Genomic DNA, 22637 nt, shown 5'->3' with positions numbered 1-22637 from the left:
ATCCTAACGATTATCGGCCGCGGTCGCGCAGGCGATTCAGCTGGGCGCGCGCCTGGCGGCGCTCGGGTTCGATGGATGAGTCGCCGGGTTCCGTCCGCGCGAGGAACTCCTCGATGGCGGTGATTGCCTTGGCGTAGTCTCCCGCCTCCTCATACAGCCGTGCGCGCGCCAGGTAGGAGCGCGTGTACACGGCGAAGCCTGGCTCGATGAAGTTGAAGTTCATCCGCGCCGGTGTGAGCGACTCGAAGTAGCCGATGGCCTTCTCCCGCTCGCCCACCGCCGCCAGCACCTCTGCCCGCGCCACCGCGCGCATGCCGCCGAGCGAGAAGCCGCCGTTGGCGAGGTCCGCGACGGCCGTGTACTCCGCCGCGATGCGACGGGCCGACGCCGTGTCACCGCGCGCCAGGGCCTCGAGCGCGTCGAGGTCATTGTGGCGCATGCCGGGCGTCGCGAAGCGTCGCACAGCATTGGAGAACACGGTGTCGCGCGTGGCGAGATATGCGACGTAGAGGATCGGCGTGGCGCCGCTGCGCATCTGCTGCCCCGCGCCGCCCTGCATCGTGTCTCCCACGGCGATGCCGCGCAGCAGCGTGTCCCGCAGCGCGCCGGTGAGCGGCACGCCGTTCGCGATGCGCGAACCGATCAGGAAGTACCGGAGTGTGCTCGCCGGCGGCAGCGGGCTGGATCCCATGCCATCGGCGGCGAAGAGGTCCAGCACACGCGTCGCGTCGGTCACGTTGCCGACCTCCGACATGACCGTCGTGCCGACGATGACAGAGGTGATGCGATCGGTCACGGACCAAGCCGACACGTCGGCCGGACGCAGGGTTCGCAGCGACTCCTGCATCTCGCGGGCGGCCTCGGCCGGTCGGTCGGCCAGATGCAGGAACAGCGAGGCGTGCATCCGCAGTACGTGTCTGTCGAGTTCAGGCACTGCCTGTGCACGGCGGATCGCCGCGAGGGCCGAGTCTGGCTCGCCCGCGTTGGCGAACCCCTGTGCCAGCGCGACGTGCGGTTGGATGGCCCGTCCGTCGGCACGGACCCAGCCGCGCGCCAATTCGATGCCGCGGGCTCTGGTGCGGTCGCGAATGGCCTGGATGCCTGCCTGTCCGCCGAGTGAACGGATGGTCGCCTCGTCGACCACGGCGCGTACCGAGTCTCCGACGAGCACGAGGTTGCTCTGCGGCGACGAGAACTGCAGGTACTGCTGCAACAGGTGCGAGTACGCCAGGTGGAAGGTCGAGTCGATGGCGAGCGTGCGCTGGAATGCACGCACACTGCCGCTGAGACGCCTGACCACCTGGCTGAGCGAGTCGCCCGGACCGCCGTCGTGGAACAAGGCGTCGCCCAGTCCATACCAGGCCTCCGCGACCAGCGAATCCGTGTCGAGCAGCGTGCGGTAGATGCGCGCGGATTCCTGGTAGTGCTCGCGCCCCGACACGTTGGCCGCCCCTGCACCGGCGCTCCGCAACCCCAGCGAGAGCTCCCGATGTCCAAGTACCAAGGCCCGCTCGCGCGCCGGCAGGCGATCAGACAGGTCCGCGGCGCGCTGCGCCGACTGCTGATAGGTGCCGCCGAACGCGTCGCCCCAACCCAGGGCCAGGGCCCGCTTGTGCCAGGCCAAGGCGAACGTGGAGTCCGCGCGAATGGCGACCTGGAAGGCCGAGTCCGCCGGTCCCAACTGCCACGATTGCAACAGCCGCACGCCATCCAGGTAGGCGCGGTAGGCCTCGATCGAGGTCGTCGTCGCGCGGGCGATCTCCACCGAGGCCGAGGGCGCGCCGCCGGCCACGTCCAGGAGATAACGCGCGAGATCGTCGAACAGCGGGCGCGGGTCTGCCCCCAGGGCTGTGGCGCGCGTGGCCGTCTGCAAGGCGTCACCGCTGCGCACGTCGTACAGGCGCGCCACCACGAGCAGTGAGTCGGTGGTCGTCGAGACCTGGCCCATCACCAAGGTGCCGGCGCCCCCACGACGGGCGATGCCCTGCGCCTCCTCCAACCCGACGCGCTGCGACTCCACGCCGGCGTCGCGCACCAGCGCGAGGGTGCGCTCGTAGTCCACGACGCGGAGGTCGCTCCACTGGCCGAGCGCCAACGTCAGCATGTTGACCGCGCCGTCGCGCAGCCACTGCACCTCGGCGTTCCCCGTCTGAATCTCGAAGGGAAGCACCGCGTAGCTCTTGCGCGGATCGCCGGCCGCGCGGTTGCCGAGGGCCTTGAGCCCCATCCCGACGAGCACACCGGCGATCACCACGGCGCCGCCGAGCGCGAAGGCGAGGTTCTGGCGCTTCCGCCCACCGGCGGCGATGGCGCGCGTGACGCCGCTGCCCGGTGTCGGCGTCCACGCCATCCCGATGACCTCGGCCATCTCGCGGCCGCTGGCCCAACGCTCCTCACGGTTCTTGGCGAGCGCGCGGTCGATGGCCACCGCGGCGCCTTCGGGCACCTCCACGGCCGCTTCGGCAATCGGCTTCGGCGTCTCGGTCAGATGCTTGACCAACATCCCCGCGACGTTGCCGCTCTCGACCACGGGCTTGCCCGTGAACATCTCGTGGCCGACCAGCGCCAGCGCATAGAGGTCCGAGCGACCGTCGAGCGTGGACTCGCCGGTGGCCTGCTCCGGGCTCATATAGCGTGGGCTGCCGAGGATCATCCCCGTGCCCGTGATGTTGCCGCTGCCCTCGAGCGCGCGCGCCACGCCGAAGTCCGTGAGCATCGCACGGCCGGTCTCCCGGTCGAGCAGGATGTTCTCCGGCTTCACGTCGCGGTGCACGATGCCGCTCTGGTGCGCGTAGTCCAGTGCCAGCGCCAGCTCGTGCAGGATGCGTTCGGCCCGCGCGGGTTCGACCTTGCCTTCCCGCGACAGCAGGTCGCGCAGCGATTCGCCCGGCACCAGCTCCATCACGAAGTAGAGCAGCCCCTCGGCGTCGCCCGCGCTGTACACGGCGACGATGTTTGGATGCCGCAGCTTGGCGACCGTGCGCGCCTCGAGGAGGAAGCGCTCCTTCAGCTCGGGGTTCGTCGCGACGTCGGCGCTGATGACCTTGATGGCCACCGGCCGGTGCAGCGTGCGGTCCAGGGCGCGGAAGACGCTGCCCATGCCGCCCTGGCCGAGCAGGCCTTCGATCTCGTACTGAGACCCAAGTCGTGCCTCCAGCGCCGCGCGCAGCGCGTCGCCGTTCACGTCGTCTTCCGCCCGCGCGACTTGCGCGCCGCCGGCTGCTGCTGCGTGAGGCAATGCAAGGTGCCCAGCCCCCAGACAAGGTCCACCGCGTGGATACCCACAACCTGCCGGTCGGGCATCAGTTCCGCGAGGGTGTTGAGGGCCAAGCGGTCGTTGGCGTCATTGAACGTGGGCACCAGCACGACGCCGTTGGCGATGTAGAAGTTCGCGTAGCTCGCGGGCAGCCGGGCGCCGTCCATCACGACGGGGCGCGGATAGGGAAGCGTCACGACGCGGATCGGCTCGCCCTCGGCGTCCGTCACGTTCTTCAGCCGTGCGAGGTTGTCCGCCGACCGCGCGTGGTTCTCGTCGCTCGGATCCTCCTCGTGGGCCACGACCATCACGCCTGGCGCCACGAAGCGGGCGATGTCGTCCACGTGGCCGTGCGTGTCGTCGCCCACGCAGCCCTCGCCCAGCCAGATGGTCTTCGTGCAGCCCAACTGCTCGGCGAAGATGCGTTCGTAGTCGGCGCGATCGAGTCCGGGATTCCGTACCTGCACGTCGGAAAGCAGCCACTCCTCGGTCACCAGCATCGTGCCGCGACCGTCGGTCTCGATGCCGCCGCCCTCGAGCACCACGCGGCCCTTGCCGTCGGGGCGCTGCGGCTCGTCACGCGGGATGCCCGTGTGGTCGGCGATGAAGGCACCGATCTTCGCATCAAGCGCGTAGTTGTCGTACTTGGCCCAGGCATTGAACGCCCAGTTCACGTGCCGCACGTTCCCGTCGGCATCGTGCACCATCGTCGGTGCCGAGTCGCGCAGCCACACGCGGTCCGTCGGGCACTGATGCAGGTGGATGCGCGACTGCTTCACCTCGTGCATCCGCAGGCAGTGCCAGGCCTCCTCCTCCGTGCGCTCGTCGTGCACGAGGATGTGCACGCGCTCGTGCGCCGCCAGAGCGCGGGCGATCTCCGCGTACACCCAGGGGATGGGCCCGAACTTGCCTGGCCAGTCGGGCTCGTGGTGCGGCCAGGCAATCCACGTGGCGTCGTGGCGCTCCCATTCGGCCGGCCAGCGCAGGCCGCCTGCTGCCTTCTTCGTCGTCATCGGGGAGCGCTCAGCTACCAAGCCAACGCGCGAGGATCGGCTCGTAGGCGTCCACGCGCCGGTCGCGCAGGAAGGGCCAATTGCGCCGCGTGTACTCGATCAGCGCCGGGTCGCACTTGGCGATCAACGTGGTCTCGCCGGTCTCGGCCTGCGCGAGGTAGCGCCCGTAGGGATCCACGATGAACGAATGCCCAAAGAACTCGATGCCGTCCGTGCCGGCCTCGGGCTCGAGCCCCACGCGGTTGGGTGCGGCGACAAACACGCCGTTCGCGATGGCGTGCGCGCGCTGCGCCGTGCGCCAGGCATCCACCTGCGCCGCGCCCCACTCGGCCTTTTCCGCCGGATGCCAGCCGATGGCCGTGGGATACACAAGGAGGTCCGCGCCCAGCAGCGACGTGATGCGCGCGCCCTCGGGATACCACTGGTCCCAGCAGATCAGCACGCCGATGGTCGCGTAGCGCGTCTTCCAGACCATGAAGCCGCCGGCCTCGGCGTCCGGCCCACGCATGCCCGCCGGCTGCACCGGGCGGTCGCTCTCGCCGGGGGCGAAGTAGTACTTCTCCTCGAACATCGGGTCGTGCGGGATGTGCATCTTGCGATACACGCCCAGCGGCGTGCCGTCGGCGTCGATCACCACCGCGCTGTTGCGATACACGCCCGCCGCCTGCTTCTCGTAGATCGGCACGACGAGCACGACCTGCAGCTCCTTGGCGAGCTTGGCCAGCGTGTCGACCGTGGGGCCGGGCACGGGCTCTGCGAGGTCAAAGCGCGACGCATCGAGCTTCTTGCAGAAGTACGGCGCGTTGAACAGTTCCTTGAGCAGGATGACCTGCGCGCCCTTGGCGGCGGCATCGCGGATGCGCGATATCGTCGCCTTCAGCGTGTCTTCGGTAGTCGGCAGCACGCCGTCCTGGAGGACGGCGACGGTAAACGGGGCGCGGGCGCTCATCCGCGGAATTTCACCCGCTCACGCGCGCACCGCTACCACGATGTCCATCACGTTGGTGCCCGTCTCCGACGCCGGCAGCAGCGCGTCGGCATCGCGCAGCGCGCCGAAGGCGTCGCAGTCGCGGAGGGCGCGCAGAGGATTGCCGCCCGCGTCGGCGCTCTGCCGCCAGGTCTCGCTGTTCACGAGCGCGCCGGCAGCGGGCGCTGGCCCGTCCCGCCCATCCGAGCCCGCCGCCAAGAGCCACGCGTCCGCGGCGCCGATGTCGTGCAGCGCCTCGGCGGCGGCCAATGCCAACTGCTGACAGCGTCCACCGAGTCCGTGTCGCTCCGGCAGGCGCACCGTGGTCTCGCCGCCCCAAACCAGACAGGTGCCGGGCGTGGCGCGCGAGAGCGTGTGCGCGAGCACCCGGCCGGCCGCGGTCGCATCGCCGGTCAGGCTGGTCCGCGAGAGGAGCACCGGCGCATAGCCACGAGCGTGCGCCTCGGCAGCGGCGCGCTCGAGCGCCGCGGTGTTGCCGACAACGAAGGGTTCCTCCACCCGCGTGAACGCCGGGTCACCTGGTTTCGGAGTCTCCGGCAGGACGCCGGCGCGCATGGCGCCAAGCGTTGAGGCCACCGAGAGTGGCACCCGCACCGCGATGCCGGCGTCGCGCAGGATGCGCTCCACGTGCCAAGCCTCGAGCGGGTCCGGGGAGACAGGGCCCGACCCGATCATCGCCGGGTCTTCGTTCGGCACGTCCGCGAGCATTATGGGGATGATCTGCCAGCAGTCCAGCGCCGCGGCCAACCGTCCGGCCCCCCAGCGGGAGAACCGCTTGCGTACGGCGTTGATGCGGGCAATCGGCACGCCCGCGCCGAGCAGCACGGCGTGCAGCGCCGCGAGATCCTCGGCGCGCACGCCATCAATCGGCGCACCTATCAGGCTGGACGTGCCGCCGGACAGCAGGAGGAGCACGACGTCCTGGCGACCCACCCGGTCACTCAGCGCCCCGAGGCGCTCAGCTGCCTGCGCCGAGCGCACGCCGGGCACCGGGTGGTCGCCGACGAGCCAGTCGAGGCGACCGTCGGCGCCGTCTCCGGTCGGGACCGCGGTCGCCACGACCAAGCCGCCGGCGACCGTCCGCTGGTGGCGGTCACAATGCGACAAGGCCGCCGCTGCCATGGCAGCGGCGGCCTTGCCGATCGCGATGATCCAGTGCGGGCGGTCGCGCCCCAGTTCGAGCGCGACTTCGCGGGCCGAGAGTCCGTCGCGTACGGCCTTCGCGGGATCCGCCGCCACCAACGCAGCGGCGAAGCAGTCCCGCAGGTCCTGCGCCGCATCGCGAAGCGCCATCAGCCTCCGGAAGCCCGCTTCACGGCTTCACCAAGTTCGGTGTATGCGTCCGCCGAGAGCTCGCGGAAGGGACGCATCACGTGCGTCACCCGTCCATCGGGTCCCACGACGAACACGACGCGTCGGTTGATGTTCACGGCCGGGGCCTTCACGTCGTAGGCGCGACCGACCTCGGCGTCCTTGTCGCTCAGGAAGGTGACGGGGAAGGACTTTTCCGCCGCCCAGTCGGCCAGCGTGGCGACGTCATCAGTGCTGATCGCCAGCACCTTCACGCCCTGGCCGTTCTTGAAGATCGTGGCGTACTGATCACGGTACGCCTCCATTTGGGCCGTTCAGCCACCGGTCCTGGCCTTCGGGAAGAAGGCGATGACGACGGTCTGTCCCCTGAAGTCGGAGAGTCGGACGGGCGTTTGACTCGGCCCCGTCATTGTTGCGGCCTGCAGCTCGAAGTCGGGAGCCAGGTCCCCGACGCTCGGGCCGCCCTGCGGCGCCGCATCCTGCGCGGCGGCCGGCACGGCCGCGGCGAGGAGAAGGGCAGCCGCGAGGAGTCTATAGGTGGTGGGCATGGCCACTAGTCTCGCGCATCGCTGGCGCGGACGCAACGCCGGACAGCTTGGAGCCCCAGCCGAACGTCCACTCTAATGTATGGATATAGGTCAAACATCCCATTCCGCGCGGTCACTTGGGGAGCGAATATTCCGCGTTATGTCGAAAATCGACCTAATTGCGTCAGGAATTTCGATGGTGACCGTTGTGTCCCAGCTCGTCGAATTGTTCGACAAGCTGGGGTTTTCTGTTGTTGTCCGGGATCCAGACACCGCCGAGGTGATCGGGGCAAGCGATGACGGAGAGTCGCAGCTGCTCGCCGCCGATCCAGCGGCGGTTCGGGTCGCCTCCGCCAAGGTCGCCGGAGCCGTCGTTCGAGTGGAGATCGTGCGCACGGAGCTCGAGGAGCCTGCCGCCCTCACGCCGCGCCAACGGGCGGTGGCGCGGCTGCTGGTCGCGGGGAAGCCCAACACGGTGATCGCCGAGGAGCTGAAGATCTCGACCCACACGGTGCGCCGGCACCTCGAAAGCATCTTCCGCCGCCTGCACGTGCAGAATCGCACGGCTGCGGCTGCCGAACTTCGGAAGGGAACGATCAAGCTCTAGGCAGCGCTCGCCCACCCTGGAGGAACTCGTGAAGACTCGACGGTCGTTGGATTTCCCCCTGCCGGGCCTCGAAGGGGCGCTCGCCGAAGACGTGGGTGGCTTGCTTGAACGCCTCGAGGTGCCGGCGCTCATCTGCAACGGGAAGGGCGAACTGCTCTTCGCGACGAAGGGCGCCGATGCCGCCCTCGCGCGCCGGGGCGTGATCGGAATGCAGAGCCTGCGCGTGTGCCTCGGCGACGTGACGCTCTGCGTGACCTCCGAGGGCGCGCGGGGCGACAGCCTGGACCTGACGCCGCGCCATCGCGCGGTGCTGGCGCTCATCGCCGAGGGACTCGACAACACGGCGATGTCCGCGCGCCTGGGCATCAGCGTCCACACCGTTCGACGCCACGTGGAAGGCCTGCTGTCGCGGCTGCGCGTGAAGTCACGGCAGGACGCGGAAATGCTCCTGAGGCATCACGCCAATGCAGTCGCGCGCTGCGGGGCTACCGCGCCGATGCTCGTCGCCTGACGGCGAGGCGCGTGCGTGCGGGTCGAGCGGGATGGCAGTGTCGCCGTACGTGCAGCTTCGGCCGTGCTAGCGACTGGCCACGTCCACAACACGTAGGGCGCGCGGCACGACGGCAATCTCCACCGTGGAAGACGGCGCGCGGCTGAGGTCGCCGTCGAGTTCAAACCAGGGTGGCTCGCGGCATTCGAGGAGCCAACGCGCGCCGGTGCTGTGCCGCACCCGCGGATGCGCGGCGTGCGTGCCCCGCAGCGCGCGCAGGAGCAGGGGGACGCGACCCAGCAAGGTCGACTCGTCAAACACCACCGCGTCGAGCTGTCCATCGTCGACCGCCGCGCCGGGCGCGATGGGAAACGTGCCGCCGAACACCCGTCCGTTGGCGAAGATGATCATCAGCCGCCTCGCCCAGCGCGTGCTCGACTCGCCGTCAACGCCTTCGAGTCGCGCGTCGAGCCCGCCGTAGGCCATCAACTCGCGGAGCGCGGCCGCGACGTAGACGGTCGGGCCGCGCAGCGCTGGGAAGCGCTTAGTGGCGTGGATGACGGCCACGTCGAATCCGAATCCGGCACAGTTGGCGAACCAGCTGTCGTTGACCCGCCCCAGGTCGACGCGTCGCTCAACGCCTCCTGACGCGACGAGTCGCGCCATCGCCCGCAGGTCGCGGCAGGGTGCGCGCAGGTTCTTGGCGAAGTCATTGCCCGTGCCCGCGGCCACGAAGGCCATCCGTGCCGGTGAACCCGCCTTGGCCAGCGCCACCGCCGACTTTCCCCAAGTGCCATCGCCGCCGGCGACGACGATGGTCTGCACACCGTCGGCGATGGCCTCGTGCACCAGCCGCGCCTCGTCACCCGGCGCCTGCGAGGCCCTCAGGTCCGTGATGCCCACCTCGGCAAACGCGGCGCGCAGATGCTCGTGCATCCGCGCGCCGCGCCCACGGCCAGAGGCCGGATTCCAGAGGACCCGGATCAGGAGGCCAACTGCCGCAGCACGTAGTGGAGGATGCCGCCGTGCCGGAAGTAGTTCATCTCCTCCGGCGTGTCGATGCGGCTGCGCACGGTGAATGTCGTCACCTTGCCGCCCTCGCCGGTGGCCTTCACGGTGAGCGTGGCGCGGGGCTTCATCGCGTCGCTCATCCCCTCGATCGTGATGGTCTCGAAGCCCGTCAGCCCCAGCGACTGCCGCGTGGCGCCGTCGACGAACTCCAGCGGAACCACACCCATGCCCACGAGGTTCGAGCGGTGGATGCGCTCGAAGCTCTCGGCGATTACCGCGCGCACGCCGAGCAGCGCCGTGCCTTTGGCCGCCCAATCGCGCGAGGAGCCGGTGCCGTACTCCTTGCCTGCGACAATCACCAACGGCGTGCCGGCCTTCTGGTACGACATGGCCGCTTCATAGAAGGAGGTCGGCTCGGCGTCCTTGGCCGTGCGTGTCCACCAGCCCTCCATGCCCGGCGTGAGCTCGTTCTTGAGGCGGATGTTGGCGAAGGTGCCGCGCATCATCACCTCGTGGTTGCCGCGCCGCGCGCCGTAGGAGTTGAAGTCCTTCTTCTCGACGCCCAGCGACTTGAGCCACACACCCGCCGGCGACTTCTCGGCGATGGATCCGGCCGGCGAGATGTGGTCCGTGGTGATGGAGTCCGCGAACATGCCGAGCACACGCGCATTGGCAATCGGCGTGACGCCCGGGGGCGTCATCGTCATGCCCTCGAAGTACGGCGGGTGCTTCACGTAGGTGGACTTGTCGTCCCACTTGTAGCGGTCGCCCTTGGGGGCCTTGATGGCCTTCCACTCGTCGTCGCCGCCGAACACATCCCCGTACTCGCGCTCGAACTGCTCGCGCTTCACCGAGGCCAAGACCACGTCCTCGACTTCCTTCGGCGTCGGCCAGATGTCGCGCAGGAACACCGGGCCGTTCTTGCCCACGCCCAGCGGTTCCTTGTCGAGGTCGATGTCCATGCGTCCGGCCAACGCGTAGGCCACCACCAGCGGCGGCGAGGCCAGGTAGTTGAAACGCGTCTGCGGGTTGACGCGGCCCTCGAAGTTGCGGTTGCCCGAGAGCACCGCCGCCACGGTCAGCTTGCCGTCGTCGATGGCCTTGCTGATCGGCTCCGGCAACGGACCCGAGTTGCCAATGCAGGTCGTGCAGCCGTAGCCGACGATCTGGTAGCCCAGCGCGTCGAGCGCGGGCTGCACGCCGGCCTTGGCGAAGTACTCGCGCACGACCTTCGAGCCCGGGGCCAGCGAGGTCTTCACCCAGGGCTTGGTCTTGAGACCCGCCGCGACGGCCTTCTGCGCGAGCAGGCCGGCGGCCAGCATCACGCTGGGGTTCGACGTGTTCGTGCAGCTCGTGATCGCCGCAATGACGACCGCGCCATCCTTGAGCTCGAACTTCTCGCCGCGGTGCTCGCAGGCCACCGACGACGGCGTCAGCGTCGCCGTGCCGCCCTCGGCCACCATCGCGGCGGCCGCCGAGCCGGGCGTAGGCGCGGCCTTCGCCGAGGCCGCGGCGGCAAGCCGCTCGCGCTCGGCCTTGTACGACGCACCGTAGTTGGCCTTCACCTGCGTGAGCGGGATGCGGTCCTGCGGACGCTTCGGGCCGGCCAGCGAGGGCACCACGGTCGCGAGGTCCAGCTCGAGCGTGTCCGTGAACACCGGGTCCGGTGTGTCGTCCGTGCGGAAAAGTCCCTGCGCCTTCGTGTACGCCTCGACGAGCTTCACCTGATGCTCGCTGCGGCCGCTCAACTTCAGGTACTTGAGCGTCTCGGCGTCCACCGGGAAGAAGCCCATCGTCGCGCCGTATTCCGGCGCCATGTTGGCGATCGTCGCGCGGTCCGCGAGCGAGAGCGAGCTCAGGCCGGGGCCGTAGTACTCGACGAACTTGCCCACGACCTTCTTCTTGCGGAGCATCTCGGTGCAGGTGAGCACGAGGTCCGTGGCCGTCGCGCCGAGCGGAAGCTTGCCCGTGAGCTTGAAGCCGACCACCTCGGGGATCAGCATCGACACCGGCTGGCCAAGCATCGCCGCCTCGGCCTCGATGCCGCCCACGCCCCAGCCCAGGACGCCCAAGCCGTTGATCATCGTTGTGTGCGAGTCCGTGCCGACCAGCGAGTCGCAGTAGACGGCCTTGTCCTTGCCTTCGCTGCCGACGAAGGCCACCTGGCCCAGGTACTCGAGGTTCACCTGGTGGCAGATGCCCGTGCCCGGCGGCACGACGCGGAAGTTGCGCAGCGCGTCCTGGCCCCAGCGGAGGAACTGGTAACGCTCGCCATTGCGCTCGTACTCGAGCTGCGTGTTGATCAGCATCGCCGCGTCCACGCCGTACTCGTCCACCTGCACCGAGTGGTCAATCACAAGATCGACCGGCTGCAGCGGGTTGATCTTCGTCGCATCGCCGCCCAAGGCGGTGATGGCGTCGCGCATGGCGGCAAGGTCCACCACGCAGGGCACGCCGGTGAAGTCCTGCAGCAGCACACGCGCGGTGCGGAAGGCGATCTCCTTGTCCACCGGCTGCTTCACGTTCCAGGTGGCCATCGCCTCCACGTCGGCCTTCTTGACGAAGGCGTCGTCCTCGTTGCGGAGCAGGTTTTCGAGGAGGACGCGGAGCGAGAAGGGCAGCGACTTGACGGTCGCGCCGGGCAAGCCGGCGACGGCGTCGAGGCGGTAGTAGACGTACTGCTGACCGTCCACGGTCAGCGTGTCGCGGCTGCGGAAGCTGTTCTGGGAAGCCATCTGGACCCTTGGGGTGCCCGCCCGGGTCGTGCCCGGCGGGTGGGTGTGCGCCTGAGCCACTGCCGGCGGTGGCCGGCAGGCTGCATCTAATCTAACGCCTCAGGGCGTCTCGTCTTCCTCTTCGTCCAGCTGCACCGGCATCTCCTGGGTCGGCCGGCGCTCGTCGCCCTCCAGCGCCTCGACCTTGATGGCGTTGGTCGGGCACTGGTGCACGAAGTCGCCGTCGGCGCGCGACCACTCCACCGGGCTGTGCTGCACCTGGGCCTTGCCGTCCTGGTCCATCACCATCATCCGGGGGGCCAGCGTGGCGCACAGCGTGCAACCCGTACACTTGGCGCGGTCCACGGAGACCTCGACCATCCGCCGCGGCCACACGCCGCCGAGCAGCAGCGAGGTGCCCACGCGATCCAGCGCGTCCACCGCGGCCTCGTAGCCCAGCTCGATCATCCGCTCCACGTGGCCGAAGTTGAACCAGTTGAAGTGCCAGACGGCCGGCCGCACCAACAGCAGCGGCGGGCGGTGCCAGTCCTGGAGCTGCAGGGCCTGCAATGACTTCATCATGATTTGCGCGGAGCGCACGTAGATCGAGGCGAAGCCTTTCTGGGCGATCCGCCGCGCCCGGGCGATGTTCGACGAGCCCACATCCACCGCGATCACGGCATCCATGCCGTGCGAGGCGGCGAGGGCCGGCACGTTGTCGGCGATGCCGCCGTCCGCGCAGGTGCGGCCGCCAATCACGCCCGGCGGGAAGAAACCCGGCAGGGCACACGACGCGTAGACCGCCTCGCGGACGCGAACATCTTGGAGGCCCGGCAGGCCCCAAAGCACCTGGGAGGCCGACTCAAGGTCCACGGTGTTCACCAGCAGACGCCGCTTCTGGTCGCGGAAGGTCCCCGGCGGCACGATGTCGTCAATCAGCGCCTGCAGCGGCCGCGCGAGGTACAGCGACGGCGAGAGCATGCGCTTGGTGACCATGCCCACGTGGTTGATGCGAAAGAGATCCGCCTTCTTCAGCGTCTTCGCCCGGTGGATCATCTCGTCGATCGGCATCTCGCCAACGCTGGCGGCCGCGATGAGCGAGCCGATGCTCGTGCCGGCCACGACGGTGGGGCGGATGCCGCGTTCCTCGAAGACCTTGAGGACGCCGATGTGCGCGAAGCCTTTGAGGCCGCCGCCACCGAGGACGAGGGCCACCTTGGGGGGAAGGGCGAAGCCGGTCGCCGGGCGCTGCGTCATCGTGCCTCGCGCCGCGGCGCGTAGATTGGCGTCAGGATGCGACTGCTCCTCGTGGAAGACGACCCCCGGATGGCCGACACGGCCGACCGGTTCCTGCGTGCCGCCGGCTTCGCGGTGGACCACGCCGCCGACGGTGCCACGGCCCTGCGCCTGGCCGAGCGCGCCACGTACGACGCGGCCGTGCTCGACCTCGGATTGCCGGACATGAACGGGCTCGAAGTCTGCCGCCGACTCCGCGCCGCCGGACATCCCATGCGCATCGTCATGGCCACCGCCCGCGATGCGGTGGACGACCGCATCGAAGGCCTCGATACCGGCGCCGACGATTATATCGTCAAACCCTACGCGCTGGGAGAACTGCTGGCGCGCCTGCGGGCGGTGTTGCGCCGGCCGGCCGAGTCCCTGCCGACGGTGCTACACATTGGATCGCTGTCGCTGGACACCGCCACCCGCCTCGCCCGGCGCGGCACGCGCGAGATCCCGCTCACGGCTAAGGAGTTCGCCGTGCTCGAGGTGCTGATGCGGCATCCCGGCGCCGTCCTCACGCGCGAACAGATCAGCGCGCACGCCTGGGACGACAACTACGACCCGCTGAGCAACGTGATCGATGTGTACGTGGGCCGCTTGCGAAAGAAGATCGACGCGCCCGGCGAGCCGCCAATGGTCGAGACGATGCGTGGGGCGGGGTATCGCCTCGCGTCCGACACGCCGGCCGCCGCCGGCGAGGGGCGCTGAGCGTGGCCGGTTCGAGCATCCGCCTGCGGCTCACGGGCTGGTACGCCACGTCTATCCTCGTGCTGCTCCTGGGCGGCGCGTTGGTGGCCCGCGGGCTGATTCGCGGCTCGCTGGAAGCGGAGTTCTCGCGTTCACAGGACACCGCACTCTCGCTGGTGCGTGGATTCTTCCGCGTGGAGGTGCAGGAATACCGGCACGTCGAGGCCACGCTCGTGCACATCAGCGGCGAACTCGCGATGCCCGACCGCCGGCTGCGCTTCCTCAGGCCCGACGGCGCAGCCTTCGTGCCGCCGCCCGGCTCGCGCCCGCTACCACTGCCGACGCTTGATCCACCACTGCGGAAGATCACGGCCCCACTCGACCGCGAGCTCGCGCCGGGGTGGACCATCGAACTCGAGGCCACGGCCGCGCCGCTCGCCGCGCAGCTCCGGGCCGTGGATCGCTGGGCGCTGCTCGCCCTGCCGGTGGCGCTGCTGCTCGCGGTGACGGCCGGCTGGGTGCTCACCGGCCGGACGTTGCGGCCGGTGGCGGCAATGGCCGATGCCGCGGACCGCATCTCGGCGACCGCCAGCGGGCGCATCCCTGTTGCCGTGCCCGACGACGAACTCGGCCGGCTCGGGGCACGCTTCAACGCGTTGTTGGATCGCCTCGACGGAGCCCTCACGCACCAACGCCGCTTCCTGGCCGACGCGGCGCACGAGCTGCGCACGCCCATTGCCCGGGCCCGCGGTGCCGGCGAACTGGCGCTCTCGACCTCCGGCGGTGGCGACGACCGCGAGGCCCTCGAGCGCACGCAGCAGGAGCTGGAGACTATGTCGCGGTTGGTCGACGAGCTCATGGAGCTGGCGCGCGCCGACGCGGGGCAGGCGGTGGTCGACCTGCAACCGGGGTTCCTCGACGACGAAGTGGCGGAGGTCGTGCGCGCCTTCGAGCCCTTCGCGCGGCGTCAGGGCGTCGCGCTCCGACTCGACGTGCCCCAGGAAGTCCCCGCGCAGTTGGATCCGCTCTCGCTGCGCCGCCTCGTGGGCGTGCTGGTGGACAACGCCATTCGCTACTCGCCGGCTGGTGGCAGCGTGCTCGTGCGCGTCTCGGCGGACGGCCTGCGGCCGCAGTTGACGGTCGAGGACGAGGGCATCGGCATCCCGGAGGCGGAACGCCCGCGCCTGTTCGAACGCTTCTTCCGCGGCGCCGCGGCCCGGCAGCAGGCGCCGGACGGCAGCGGCCTCGGCCTCGCCATCGCGCAGGCGATCGCGCAGCGCCACGGGGCAGAGATCGCGCTCAGGCCGCGCGCACCGCGAGGCACCGTGGCCAACGTGCACTTTCCGCCGGCCTGACGGCTTACCGTAGATTCCGAGCACCGTGTCCAGCCACCCGATGCCTGCACCGACCATCCGCCTCCTCGTCACCGGAGGCACCTTCGACAAGCACTACGACGAGCTGAGCGGCACGCTCGCCTTCCACGAGACGAACGTACCCGCCGTGCTGGCCCGCGGGCGCTGTCGCCTGCCGCTCGAAGTCGAGGTGCTGATGCTCAAGGATTCGCTGGACCTCAGCGACGACGATCGCGCGCGCATCGTGGCCGCTGCCCGCGACTGCAGCGAGCGACACCTGGTGGTCACGCACGGCACGGACACCATGGTCGAGACGGCGCGGGTGCTGGCCGCCGCCGGCCTCGACAAGACCATCGTGATTACCGGCGCGATGATCCCGTTTGCGTTCGGCAGCTCGGATGGGCTGTTCAACCTCGGCAGCGCGCTGTCGTTTGCGCAGGCCTTGCCGGCCGGTGTGTACGTGGCGATGAATGGTCGTTGCTTCCCTTGGGACAACGTGCGCAAGAACCGCGAGCTCGGGGTGTTCGAGCCCGCGCGGTAGCGCGCCTGGCGTGTTCATCGTGGGTTCATCTGCCGGGAATAGCTTGCCGGCAATGCCACGACCACACTCTTCGTTGCTGGCGCTCGCGCTGCTTGCCCTCGTACTACCTGAGGGTGTCGCTGCGCAGGAGCCGCTGACACTTACGCAGGCGGTCGAACGGGCCGCGACGCTCGGCCCCGCCGCCCAGGCCGCGGCAGGCACACGCGCCGTCATCGTCGGGCGGGCCCGCGCCGATGCGCAGTTCGCCAACCCGATGCTTGAGATCCGGCGCGAGAACGAAGGCGCGCCGATCCCCTACGACGACTTCATCACGCTCACGCTGCCGGTGAGTGTGACCGGGCGCCGCTTCGCGCTGCGCGATGCGCTGGCTGCGGCGCGCACGCGCGCCGATGCCGACTCACTGGCCGTCATCCGCGGCGCGCAGCACGGCGCGGCGCGTGCGTGGTGGGAGGCGTGGGTCGCCGGCGAGCAGTTGCGTGCCGCGCGCGCGCAGTCCGAGCGATTCAGTGAACTCGCGCGCTTCGATTCCCTGCGTGCCGCCGAGGGCGCAGTGGCCGAGGCGGCGGCGCTTCGCACGCGGCTCGAGGCGGATCGCGCCGCCTACGCCGCCGCGACCGCCGTGGCCCACGAGGCACGCAGCCGCGGCAGCCTCGCCGCGCTGCTCGGCCTCGACGATCCGGCAGCGCTCGTACTCGGCGCGCCGGACTTCGCCGTGGCCACCGCCAGCCTGCCGGGCGACGCCGCCGCGATGGACGAGGCGCTGGCCAGTCGGCCCGACGTGCTCGCCGCGCGCGCCGCCGCCGAGGAAGCCGAGCGCCGCCGCACGGCGGAGCGTCGCAACACGCTGCCCGATGTCGGGCTCTCCGGTGGCTACAAGGGTACCGGTGGCTACTCCACCGCGCAGTTCGGCGTGATCCTCACACCGCCGCTGCTTAACGCCAACGGCGGCGCGCGCGAACGTGCCTTCGGCGAGTGGCTGCTCGCCGACGCCGACCGCCGTGCCACCGAGCTACGCGCCAGCGCCGATGTCCGCGCTGCCCTCGTCGCGGCGCGCGCGATGGACGACGCCCTCGGCGGACTCGACGCCACGCGGCTGGCCCAGGCCGACGAAGTCGCGGCGGCCGCCGAGGCGTCGTACCGCGAAGGCGCCGCCACGCTCACCGAAACCCTCGAGGCGCTGCGCGCCGTGACCGACCTTCGTCTCGCCACGCTGCGTGCGCTCGCCGACCGCGCGCTGGTACGCCTTGACCTCCGTCGCGCCCTCGGCGCGTCCCCCGTGGAGATGCCGTGATGACCGCAGTTCGACTCTTGCCCCTGTTGCTGCCACTCGCCTTCGTCGCCTGCGGTGGCGATGCGCCGCCGCAGGAGGAGATGATGGCGGTGGCGCCGGACACCGCCTTGCTCTCCGCGGATGCCGTGCGCATCGGGGGCTTCACGCTGGCCGCCGCCGAGTCGGCGCCGTGGCGCGAAGCTTGGCGGGTGCCCGCGCGAGTGACGCACGACCCGTCGGCGGTGCAGCCCTTGGGCAGCATCGTCGAAGGGCGCGTGCTGGAGGTGCGCCACGCACCCGGCGACCGCGTTCGCGAGGGAGAGATCATTGTCGTCGTGCATTCGCACGAGGTGATGGATGCGCGACAGCAAGCGGTCGCCGCCGTCGCCGCCGCCATCAGCGCGGACTCCGCCGCCGCGGTGGCCGTGTCGGCAGCCGAGCGGGCGGAGCGCCTGCTGGCGGCCAAGGCCGTGTCCGTGGCGGACGTTGAGCGCGCGCGCGCGGCGCGCGCGTCGGCCGTCGCCTCGCGCGAGGCCGCCCACGCCGAGCGCGATCGGGCGCTGGCCTTTGTGGAGCACTTGGTTGGCGACGGCACGCCGCCCGGCACCGATGAGCATGCCGCGTTGCATCGTGCGCCGTTCGACGGCGTGCTCACGGCGCGACAGGCTCAACCGGGGCAGGTGGTGCTGGTCGGACAACCACTGGTGACCGTCGCGCGCGATGTCGGACTCGGCTTGCTGCTGCAGCTCCCCGAAGTCGCGTCCTCCCAGGTGCGCGTGGGCGAGGACGTGCGCTTCACAGTCCCCGCATTTCCCGGTCGCTACTTCGCCGCGCGGATCACGCGTGTGTCGCCGGTGGTGGATTCGATGAGCCGCGCCATCGAGGCTTGGGCGCGGGCGTCGGGCGAGTCCCAGCGCCTGCTGCGCGCGGAGATGACGGCGGACGCCGAGCTGTTGGGCGCCGCCGAGGGCAGCGTGCTCAGCGTGCCCAATGAGTCGGTGCAGCTGTACGAGGGCGACACCGTCGTCGTACGCGCCGCGCGGTTGGGCGAGGGCATGCTGTTGGAGGCCGTCCCCGTGCGCGTGGGCCGGCGCAGCAGCCTGCGCACGGAGATCCTGGCTGGGCTTGGCGTCGGCGACTCGGTGTTGGTGCAGGGCGCCGCGGTCGGCAAGGCGGAGATCGCCAAGCGGAAGGCCGGCGGTGAGGGAGGCGACGGGCATTGAGACGCCTCGTTGATTTTGCGCTCCACCAGCGGTTCTTCGTCCTCGGTGGCGTCGCGACCATCGCGGCGTTCGGCTTCTACGCGCTCACGCACATCCCCTTCGATGCCTACCCGGACCTGACGGGCACGCGGGTCGAGGTGATCACCTCGGCGCCCGGCATGCCGCCAGAGGACGTCGAACGCCTGGTCACGTATCCGGTCGAGTCCTCGCTGATGGGCATTCAGGACGCCGAGAACGTGCGCTCGGTGTCCAAGCTCGGCCTCTCGTTGGTGACGGTGTCGTTCCCCGACCGCGTGGACGTGTACTTCGCGCGCACGTTGGTGCAGCAGCGGCTCGCCGACGCCAAGGGCGCGCTGCCTGCGGGAATCGAGCCCTCGCTGGGCCCGGTCAGCACGCCGATGGGCGAGCTCTACCAGTACACGGTCACCAGCGACTCCATGTCGCTGGCCGAACTCAAGACGCTGCACGACTACACCATCCGGCCGCGCCTGCGCACCGTGACGGGCGTCTCGGAGGTGAACTCCTGGGGCGGCTTCATCGAGCAGGTGCAGGTGCTGGCCGATCCGGCCCGCCTCGCCGCGCGCGACCTCACGCTGTCCGACCTGCACGCGGCGCTCGACGCCAACAACCGCACCTTCGGTGGCGCCTACGTGGAGTCGGCCGGCGAACGCTTCACCATCCGTGGCATGGGCCGCGCGGAGTCGCTGGCCGAGATCGAGCGCATGGTGGTCGCCACGCGTGGTGGTGCGCCGGTGCTCGTGCGCGACATCGCGCGGGTGGAGATGGGCGCGCTGCCGCGCCAGGGTGCCGTCACGCAGGACGGCGAGGGTGAGGTCGTCACCGGCATGGTGCTCAAGCTCAAGGGCGCCGACTCGCGTCGTGTCATTCGCGACGTGCGGGCGCGGCTCGACGAGATTCGCGAGGGCCTGCCCGGGCACGTGATGATCACGCCGTTCTACGACCAGACCGAGCTCATCGCCCGCACGACCAAGACGATCACCAAGAACCTGATCGAGGGCGGCCTGCTCGTCATTGCCGTGCTCTTCCTGTTCCTGCGCAACTGGCGGGCGTCGTTGATTGTCGCGTCGGTGATCCCGCTGTCGATGTTGTTCGCCTTCGGCGGCATGCACCTGTTCGGGTTCGGCGCCAACCTGATGTCGCTGGGCGCGCTCGACTTCGGCCTCATCGTGGACGCTTCGGTGGTGATGGTCGAGAACTTCATCCGACGATTGGAGCAGGGCAGTGGCGAGGACCGGCGCACGATCTTCCTCTCCGCCGCCACCGAGGTCGGGCGACCGATCCTCTTCGGCGTCGCCATCATCGTTGCGGTCTACATCCCCATCTTCACGCTCGATGGCATGGAAGGTCGGATGTTCCGACCCATGGCCTTCACCGTGGTGACGGCGGTGCTGGGTTCGCTGCTGCTCGCGCTGACCTTCGTGCCCAGCGTGTCGGCGATGGTGTTGCGACACGCGCACGAAAAGCCCGCCGCCTGGCTGGAGACCCTGCGCGCGCGCTATGGCGCTGCCCTCACCTGGGCGATGGCGAGGCAGGGGGCCGTCGTCGGCGCCGCATCGGTCGCGGTGCTTGGCGCGCTCGGCTCCCTGCTCTGGATCGGCACCGAGTTCATGCCCAAGCTCGACGAGGGCAACATCCTCATCACCACGCGACGCCTACCGAGCATCTCGCTGGCGGAGGCGACCCGGCTCTCCACGGAAGCCGAGCGCATCATCCGAAGCTTCCCCGAGGTCATCACCGTGGTGACCAAGGAGGGCCGGCCGGATCTCGCCACCGAGGCGATGGGTCTCTTCGAGGGCGACACCTACGTGATCCTCAAGCCGCGCGACGAGTGGGTCACGGCGCACGACAACGAAGGCCTGGTGGAGAAGCTGGACTCGGCGTTGGCCGTGATCCCAGGGCTCGAGGTCGCGTTCACGCAGCCGCTGGCGATGCGGCTCGACGAGGCCGAGAGTGGCATCCGCACGGATCTGGGCATCAAGGTCGTGGGACCCGACCGCGAGGTGAACGAGGCACTGGGCGAACGCATCCGTGGCATCGTTGCGCAGGTGGAGGGTGCGGCGGACGTGTCGGTGGAGATCGCCGACGGCAGCGGGCAGTTCCGTGTCGCCGTGGACCGTGAGGCGCTCGCGCGCTACGGCGTCACGGTGGCGCAGGTGCAGGAGGCGCTGGACCTCGGCACCGGTGTCGAAGTCGCCACGGAACTCGTGGACGGCCCGCGGCGGATCGGCGTGGCGGTGCGGCTGCCGGAGGACGCACGCCACGATCTTGAGTCGCTGCGCCGCATCACGGTGCGCACGGCCAGCGGCGCACGCGTGCCGCTCGGCACGCTCGCGGCGATCGAAACAGTGATGGGCCCGGAGCTGATTGCCCACGAGGATGCGCAGCGCCGGACCTTGGTGATGTCCAACGTGCGCGGGCGCGACCTCGGCAGCTTTGTGCAGGAGGTGCGCGATCGCGTGGCGCGCGAGGTGCAGATCCCAGCCGGCGTCTTCCTCGAGTGGGGCGGGCAGTACGAGAACCAGACGCGCGCATTGGGCCGGCTTGCACTCGTGGTGCCGGCCGTGGTGTTGATCATCTACCTGCTGCTCTTTCTCTCCTTCGGGTCGGTCACGCAGGCCGGACTGGTGCTGCTCAACGTGCCGTTCGCGCTCGTCGGTGGCGTTGCGGCACTCTGGTTGCGCGGGCTCAACCTCTCGCTCTCGGCGAGCATCGGGTTCATCGCGCTGTTTGGCATCGCGGTGCTGAACGGCGTGGTGATGGTGGAGCACATCAACGCGCTGCGCGAGAAGGGGCGCGACTTGGAGTCCGCGGTGCGCGAGGGTGCGGTGGACCGCTTGCGGCCGGTGCTGATGACAGCGTTGGTGGCCAGTCTCGGCTTTGTGCCGATGGCCTTGGCGACGAGCGCGGGCGCGGAGGTGCAGCGGCCGCTCGCCAGCGTGGTAATCGGCGGGCTTGTCACGGCGACGTTCCTGACGCTCTTTGTGCTCCCAATGCTCTACCAGTCGCTCGCGCGGTGGGAGGCCAAGCGCCACTTCGACGACTGAGCACGCGCGGCTGCGATGCGTAGATTCCGCGTCATCCCGTGACCATCGCCATCGCGCCGTGACCGACCCGCTGCTCAGCTACCGCGCCGAGTTCCCGATCCTCGAGCGCTGCACGTATCTCGTGTCCAACTCCTTGGGCGCGATGCCGCGCACGGTGCCTGAACGTCTGCAGGCCTACGCCGATGCCTGGCGCAGCGAGGGCGTGCGCGCCTGGGCCAAGGGTTGGTGGGAGATGCCGGTCTCGGTCGGTGATGTGATCGCGCCGCTGATCGGGGCGTCGGCGGGCGAGGTGGGGATGGTGCCGACCGTGACCCTCGCCCAGTCGCAGATCCTCACGGCGATGCCGTTCACGAAGGCCCGCGACACCGTGGTGATGACGGAGCTGGATTTCCCGAGCGTCCGCTACGCCATCGAGGCGCTCGCGCCGAGGCTGGGCGCGCGTGTGGTCGTGGTGCCCAGCGACGATGGCATCTCGATCGACCAGCAGCGCCTGCACGCGGCGATCGACCAGCGCACGGCCCTGGTGTCGGTCTCACACGTGCTGTTCCGCTCGGCGTACATCATTGATGCGGACGCGCTCTGTGCGTACGCGCACGCGGTGGGCGCGGTCGTCTCGCTGGATGCCTACCACTCGGTCGGCGTGATTCCCGTGGACGTGAAGCGAAGCGGCGTGGATTTCCTGACCGGCGGTGTGCTCAAGTGGTTGTGCGGTGGGCCGGGCGGTTGCTTCCTCTACGCGAGCCCGAGCGCGAGCGAACGCTTCGCCCCTGCGCTCACCGGCTGGCAGGCGCACACGAGGCCCTTCGCGTTCAGCTCGCCCATGGACTTTGCGCCCGGCATCCAGCGCTGGCTGGGCGGCACCCCGGTGGTGCCGGCGCTGTACGCGGCCACCGAGGGCCCGCGCATCGTGGCCGCGGCGGGCATGGCCAACGTGCGCGCCAAGAGCGAACGGCAGACCGCACGGTTGATTGCGTTGGCCGATGCGCGCGGGTATCGCGTGAGTGCGCCGCGTGATGCGGCGCGGCGCGGCGGCACGGTGGCATTCGACGTCCCCAACGGCGCGGCAGTGGCGCAGGCGTTGCTGACGCGTGACGTGGTCATCGACTACCGCCCGGGCGCCGGCATCCGCGTCGCCCCGCACTTCTACTCGACCGACGACGAAGTCGATCGCGTGGTGCACGAGATCGACGATATCCTCGCGACCGGGGCGTGGAAGCCCTTCGCGGCGCTGACGCCAACCGTCACCTGACCCTTTCGCCACCCGTCCGCGCGGCGTAGTTTCGCCTGTAGCTCCCCAC

The 22637-nt window shown here is 70.0% G+C and carries 18 protein-coding genes; 9 read left to right on the top strand and 9 right to left on the bottom strand.

What is annotated here, in order from left to right:
* Positions 1–10: 10 nt before the first annotated feature.
* Genes KF709_04465 through KF709_04440 form a run of 6 tightly spaced genes read right to left on the bottom strand, consistent with a single transcriptional unit; the run spans position 11 to position 7116 of the window.
* A complete protein-coding gene (locus KF709_04465; GenBank protein MBX3173640.1) occupies positions 11–3184 on the bottom strand; it encodes a protein kinase in 3174 nt (1057 codons plus the stop codon).
* Entirely contained in the window at positions 3181–4269 is a 1089-nt protein-coding gene (locus KF709_04460) for an agmatine deiminase family protein (protein MBX3173639.1), read from the bottom strand. Before KF709_04460 ends, KF709_04465 begins: the two co-directional genes overlap by 4 nt.
* A 10-nt stretch (positions 4270–4279) precedes the next feature.
* On the bottom strand, positions 4280–5218 hold the full coding sequence (locus KF709_04455; protein MBX3173638.1) for a carbon-nitrogen hydrolase: 939 nt from the start codon (positions 5216–5218) through the stop codon (positions 4280–4282).
* An 18-nt stretch (positions 5219–5236) separates the two neighbouring features.
* On the bottom strand, positions 5237–6550 hold the full coding sequence (locus KF709_04450) for a DUF4147 domain-containing protein (protein MBX3173637.1): 1314 nt from the start codon (positions 6548–6550) through the stop codon (positions 5237–5239).
* Positions 6550–6873: a peroxiredoxin family protein gene (locus KF709_04445; protein MBX3173636.1), complete on the bottom strand. Its 324-nt coding sequence runs from the start codon at positions 6871–6873 to the stop codon at positions 6550–6552. The genes KF709_04450 and KF709_04445 overlap by 1 nt, the downstream gene beginning before the upstream one ends.
* Before the next feature lie 9 nt (positions 6874–6882).
* Complete coding sequence (locus tag KF709_04440) at positions 6883–7116, bottom strand: redoxin domain-containing protein (protein MBX3173635.1); 234 nt, start codon at positions 7114–7116, stop codon at positions 6883–6885.
* Positions 7117–7294: 178 nt separating this feature from the next.
* On the opposite strand from KF709_04440, the gene KF709_04435 reads away from it, so the two are divergent.
* Together KF709_04435 and KF709_04430 are read left to right on the top strand one after the other, a co-directional pair.
* Positions 7295–7702, top strand: coding sequence for a helix-turn-helix transcriptional regulator (locus tag KF709_04435; GenBank protein ID MBX3173634.1), 408 nt, complete (start codon positions 7295–7297; stop codon positions 7700–7702).
* Positions 7703–7730: 28 nt separating this feature from the next.
* On the top strand, positions 7731–8213 hold the full coding sequence (locus tag KF709_04430; protein MBX3173633.1) for a helix-turn-helix transcriptional regulator: 483 nt from the start codon (positions 7731–7733) through the stop codon (positions 8211–8213).
* 66 nt (positions 8214–8279) lie between these two features.
* Here the strand turns inward: KF709_04430 and KF709_04425 are convergent, their stop codons facing one another.
* The 3 genes from KF709_04425 to KF709_04415 form a co-directional block, all read right to left on the bottom strand.
* Positions 8280–9128, bottom strand: coding sequence for a hypothetical protein (locus KF709_04425; protein MBX3173632.1), 849 nt, complete (start codon positions 9126–9128; stop codon positions 8280–8282).
* A 47-nt stretch (positions 9129–9175) separates the two neighbouring features.
* Positions 9176–11938 (bottom strand): aconitate hydratase AcnA, encoded by a 2763-nt coding sequence (gene acnA / locus KF709_04420; GenBank protein MBX3173631.1) that lies wholly within the window; start codon positions 11936–11938, stop codon positions 9176–9178.
* Positions 11939–12037: 99 nt separating this feature from the next.
* Positions 12038–13174, bottom strand: coding sequence for a patatin-like phospholipase family protein (locus tag KF709_04415; protein MBX3173630.1), 1137 nt, complete (start codon positions 13172–13174; stop codon positions 12038–12040).
* Between the two features lie 36 nt (positions 13175–13210).
* Here KF709_04415 and KF709_04410 point away from each other — a divergent pair, with 36 nt between their 5' ends.
* The 7 genes from KF709_04410 to KF709_04380 are packed head-to-tail and all read left to right on the top strand — an operon-like array spanning position 13211 to position 22588.
* On the top strand, positions 13211–13909 hold the full coding sequence (locus KF709_04410) for a response regulator transcription factor (protein ID MBX3173629.1): 699 nt from the start codon (positions 13211–13213) through the stop codon (positions 13907–13909).
* 2 nt (positions 13910–13911) lie between these two features.
* Positions 13912–15243: a HAMP domain-containing protein gene (locus tag KF709_04405; GenBank protein ID MBX3173628.1), complete on the top strand. Its 1332-nt coding sequence runs from the start codon at positions 13912–13914 to the stop codon at positions 15241–15243.
* Between the two features lie 40 nt (positions 15244–15283).
* Positions 15284–15781 carry an asparaginase gene (locus KF709_04400; protein MBX3173627.1) on the top strand — a complete coding sequence of 166 codons (498 nt, stop codon included), beginning with the start codon at positions 15284–15286 and terminating at the stop codon, positions 15779–15781.
* 52 nt (positions 15782–15833) lie between these two features.
* Positions 15834–17072 (top strand): TolC family protein, encoded by a 1239-nt coding sequence (locus KF709_04395; protein MBX3173626.1) that lies wholly within the window; start codon positions 15834–15836, stop codon positions 17070–17072.
* Positions 17072–18274 (top strand): efflux RND transporter periplasmic adaptor subunit, encoded by a 1203-nt coding sequence (locus tag KF709_04390; GenBank protein ID MBX3173625.1) that lies wholly within the window; start codon positions 17072–17074, stop codon positions 18272–18274. Before KF709_04395 ends, KF709_04390 begins: the two co-directional genes overlap by 1 nt.
* On the top strand, positions 18271–21339 hold the full coding sequence (locus tag KF709_04385; protein ID MBX3173624.1) for an efflux RND transporter permease subunit: 3069 nt from the start codon (positions 18271–18273) through the stop codon (positions 21337–21339). Before KF709_04390 ends, KF709_04385 begins: the two co-directional genes overlap by 4 nt.
* Before the next feature lie 58 nt (positions 21340–21397).
* Positions 21398–22588, top strand: coding sequence for an aminotransferase class V-fold PLP-dependent enzyme (locus tag KF709_04380; protein MBX3173623.1), 1191 nt, complete (start codon positions 21398–21400; stop codon positions 22586–22588).
* Positions 22589–22637: the final 49 nt, after the last annotated feature.

Source organism: Gemmatimonadaceae bacterium (assembly GCA_019637445.1).
In the GTDB taxonomy this organism is placed as follows: Bacteria; Gemmatimonadota; Gemmatimonadetes; order Gemmatimonadales; family Gemmatimonadaceae; genus Pseudogemmatithrix.
The sequence above is the reverse complement of the archived record's forward strand: the minus strand, read 5'-3'. Positions and strand labels throughout refer to the sequence as shown.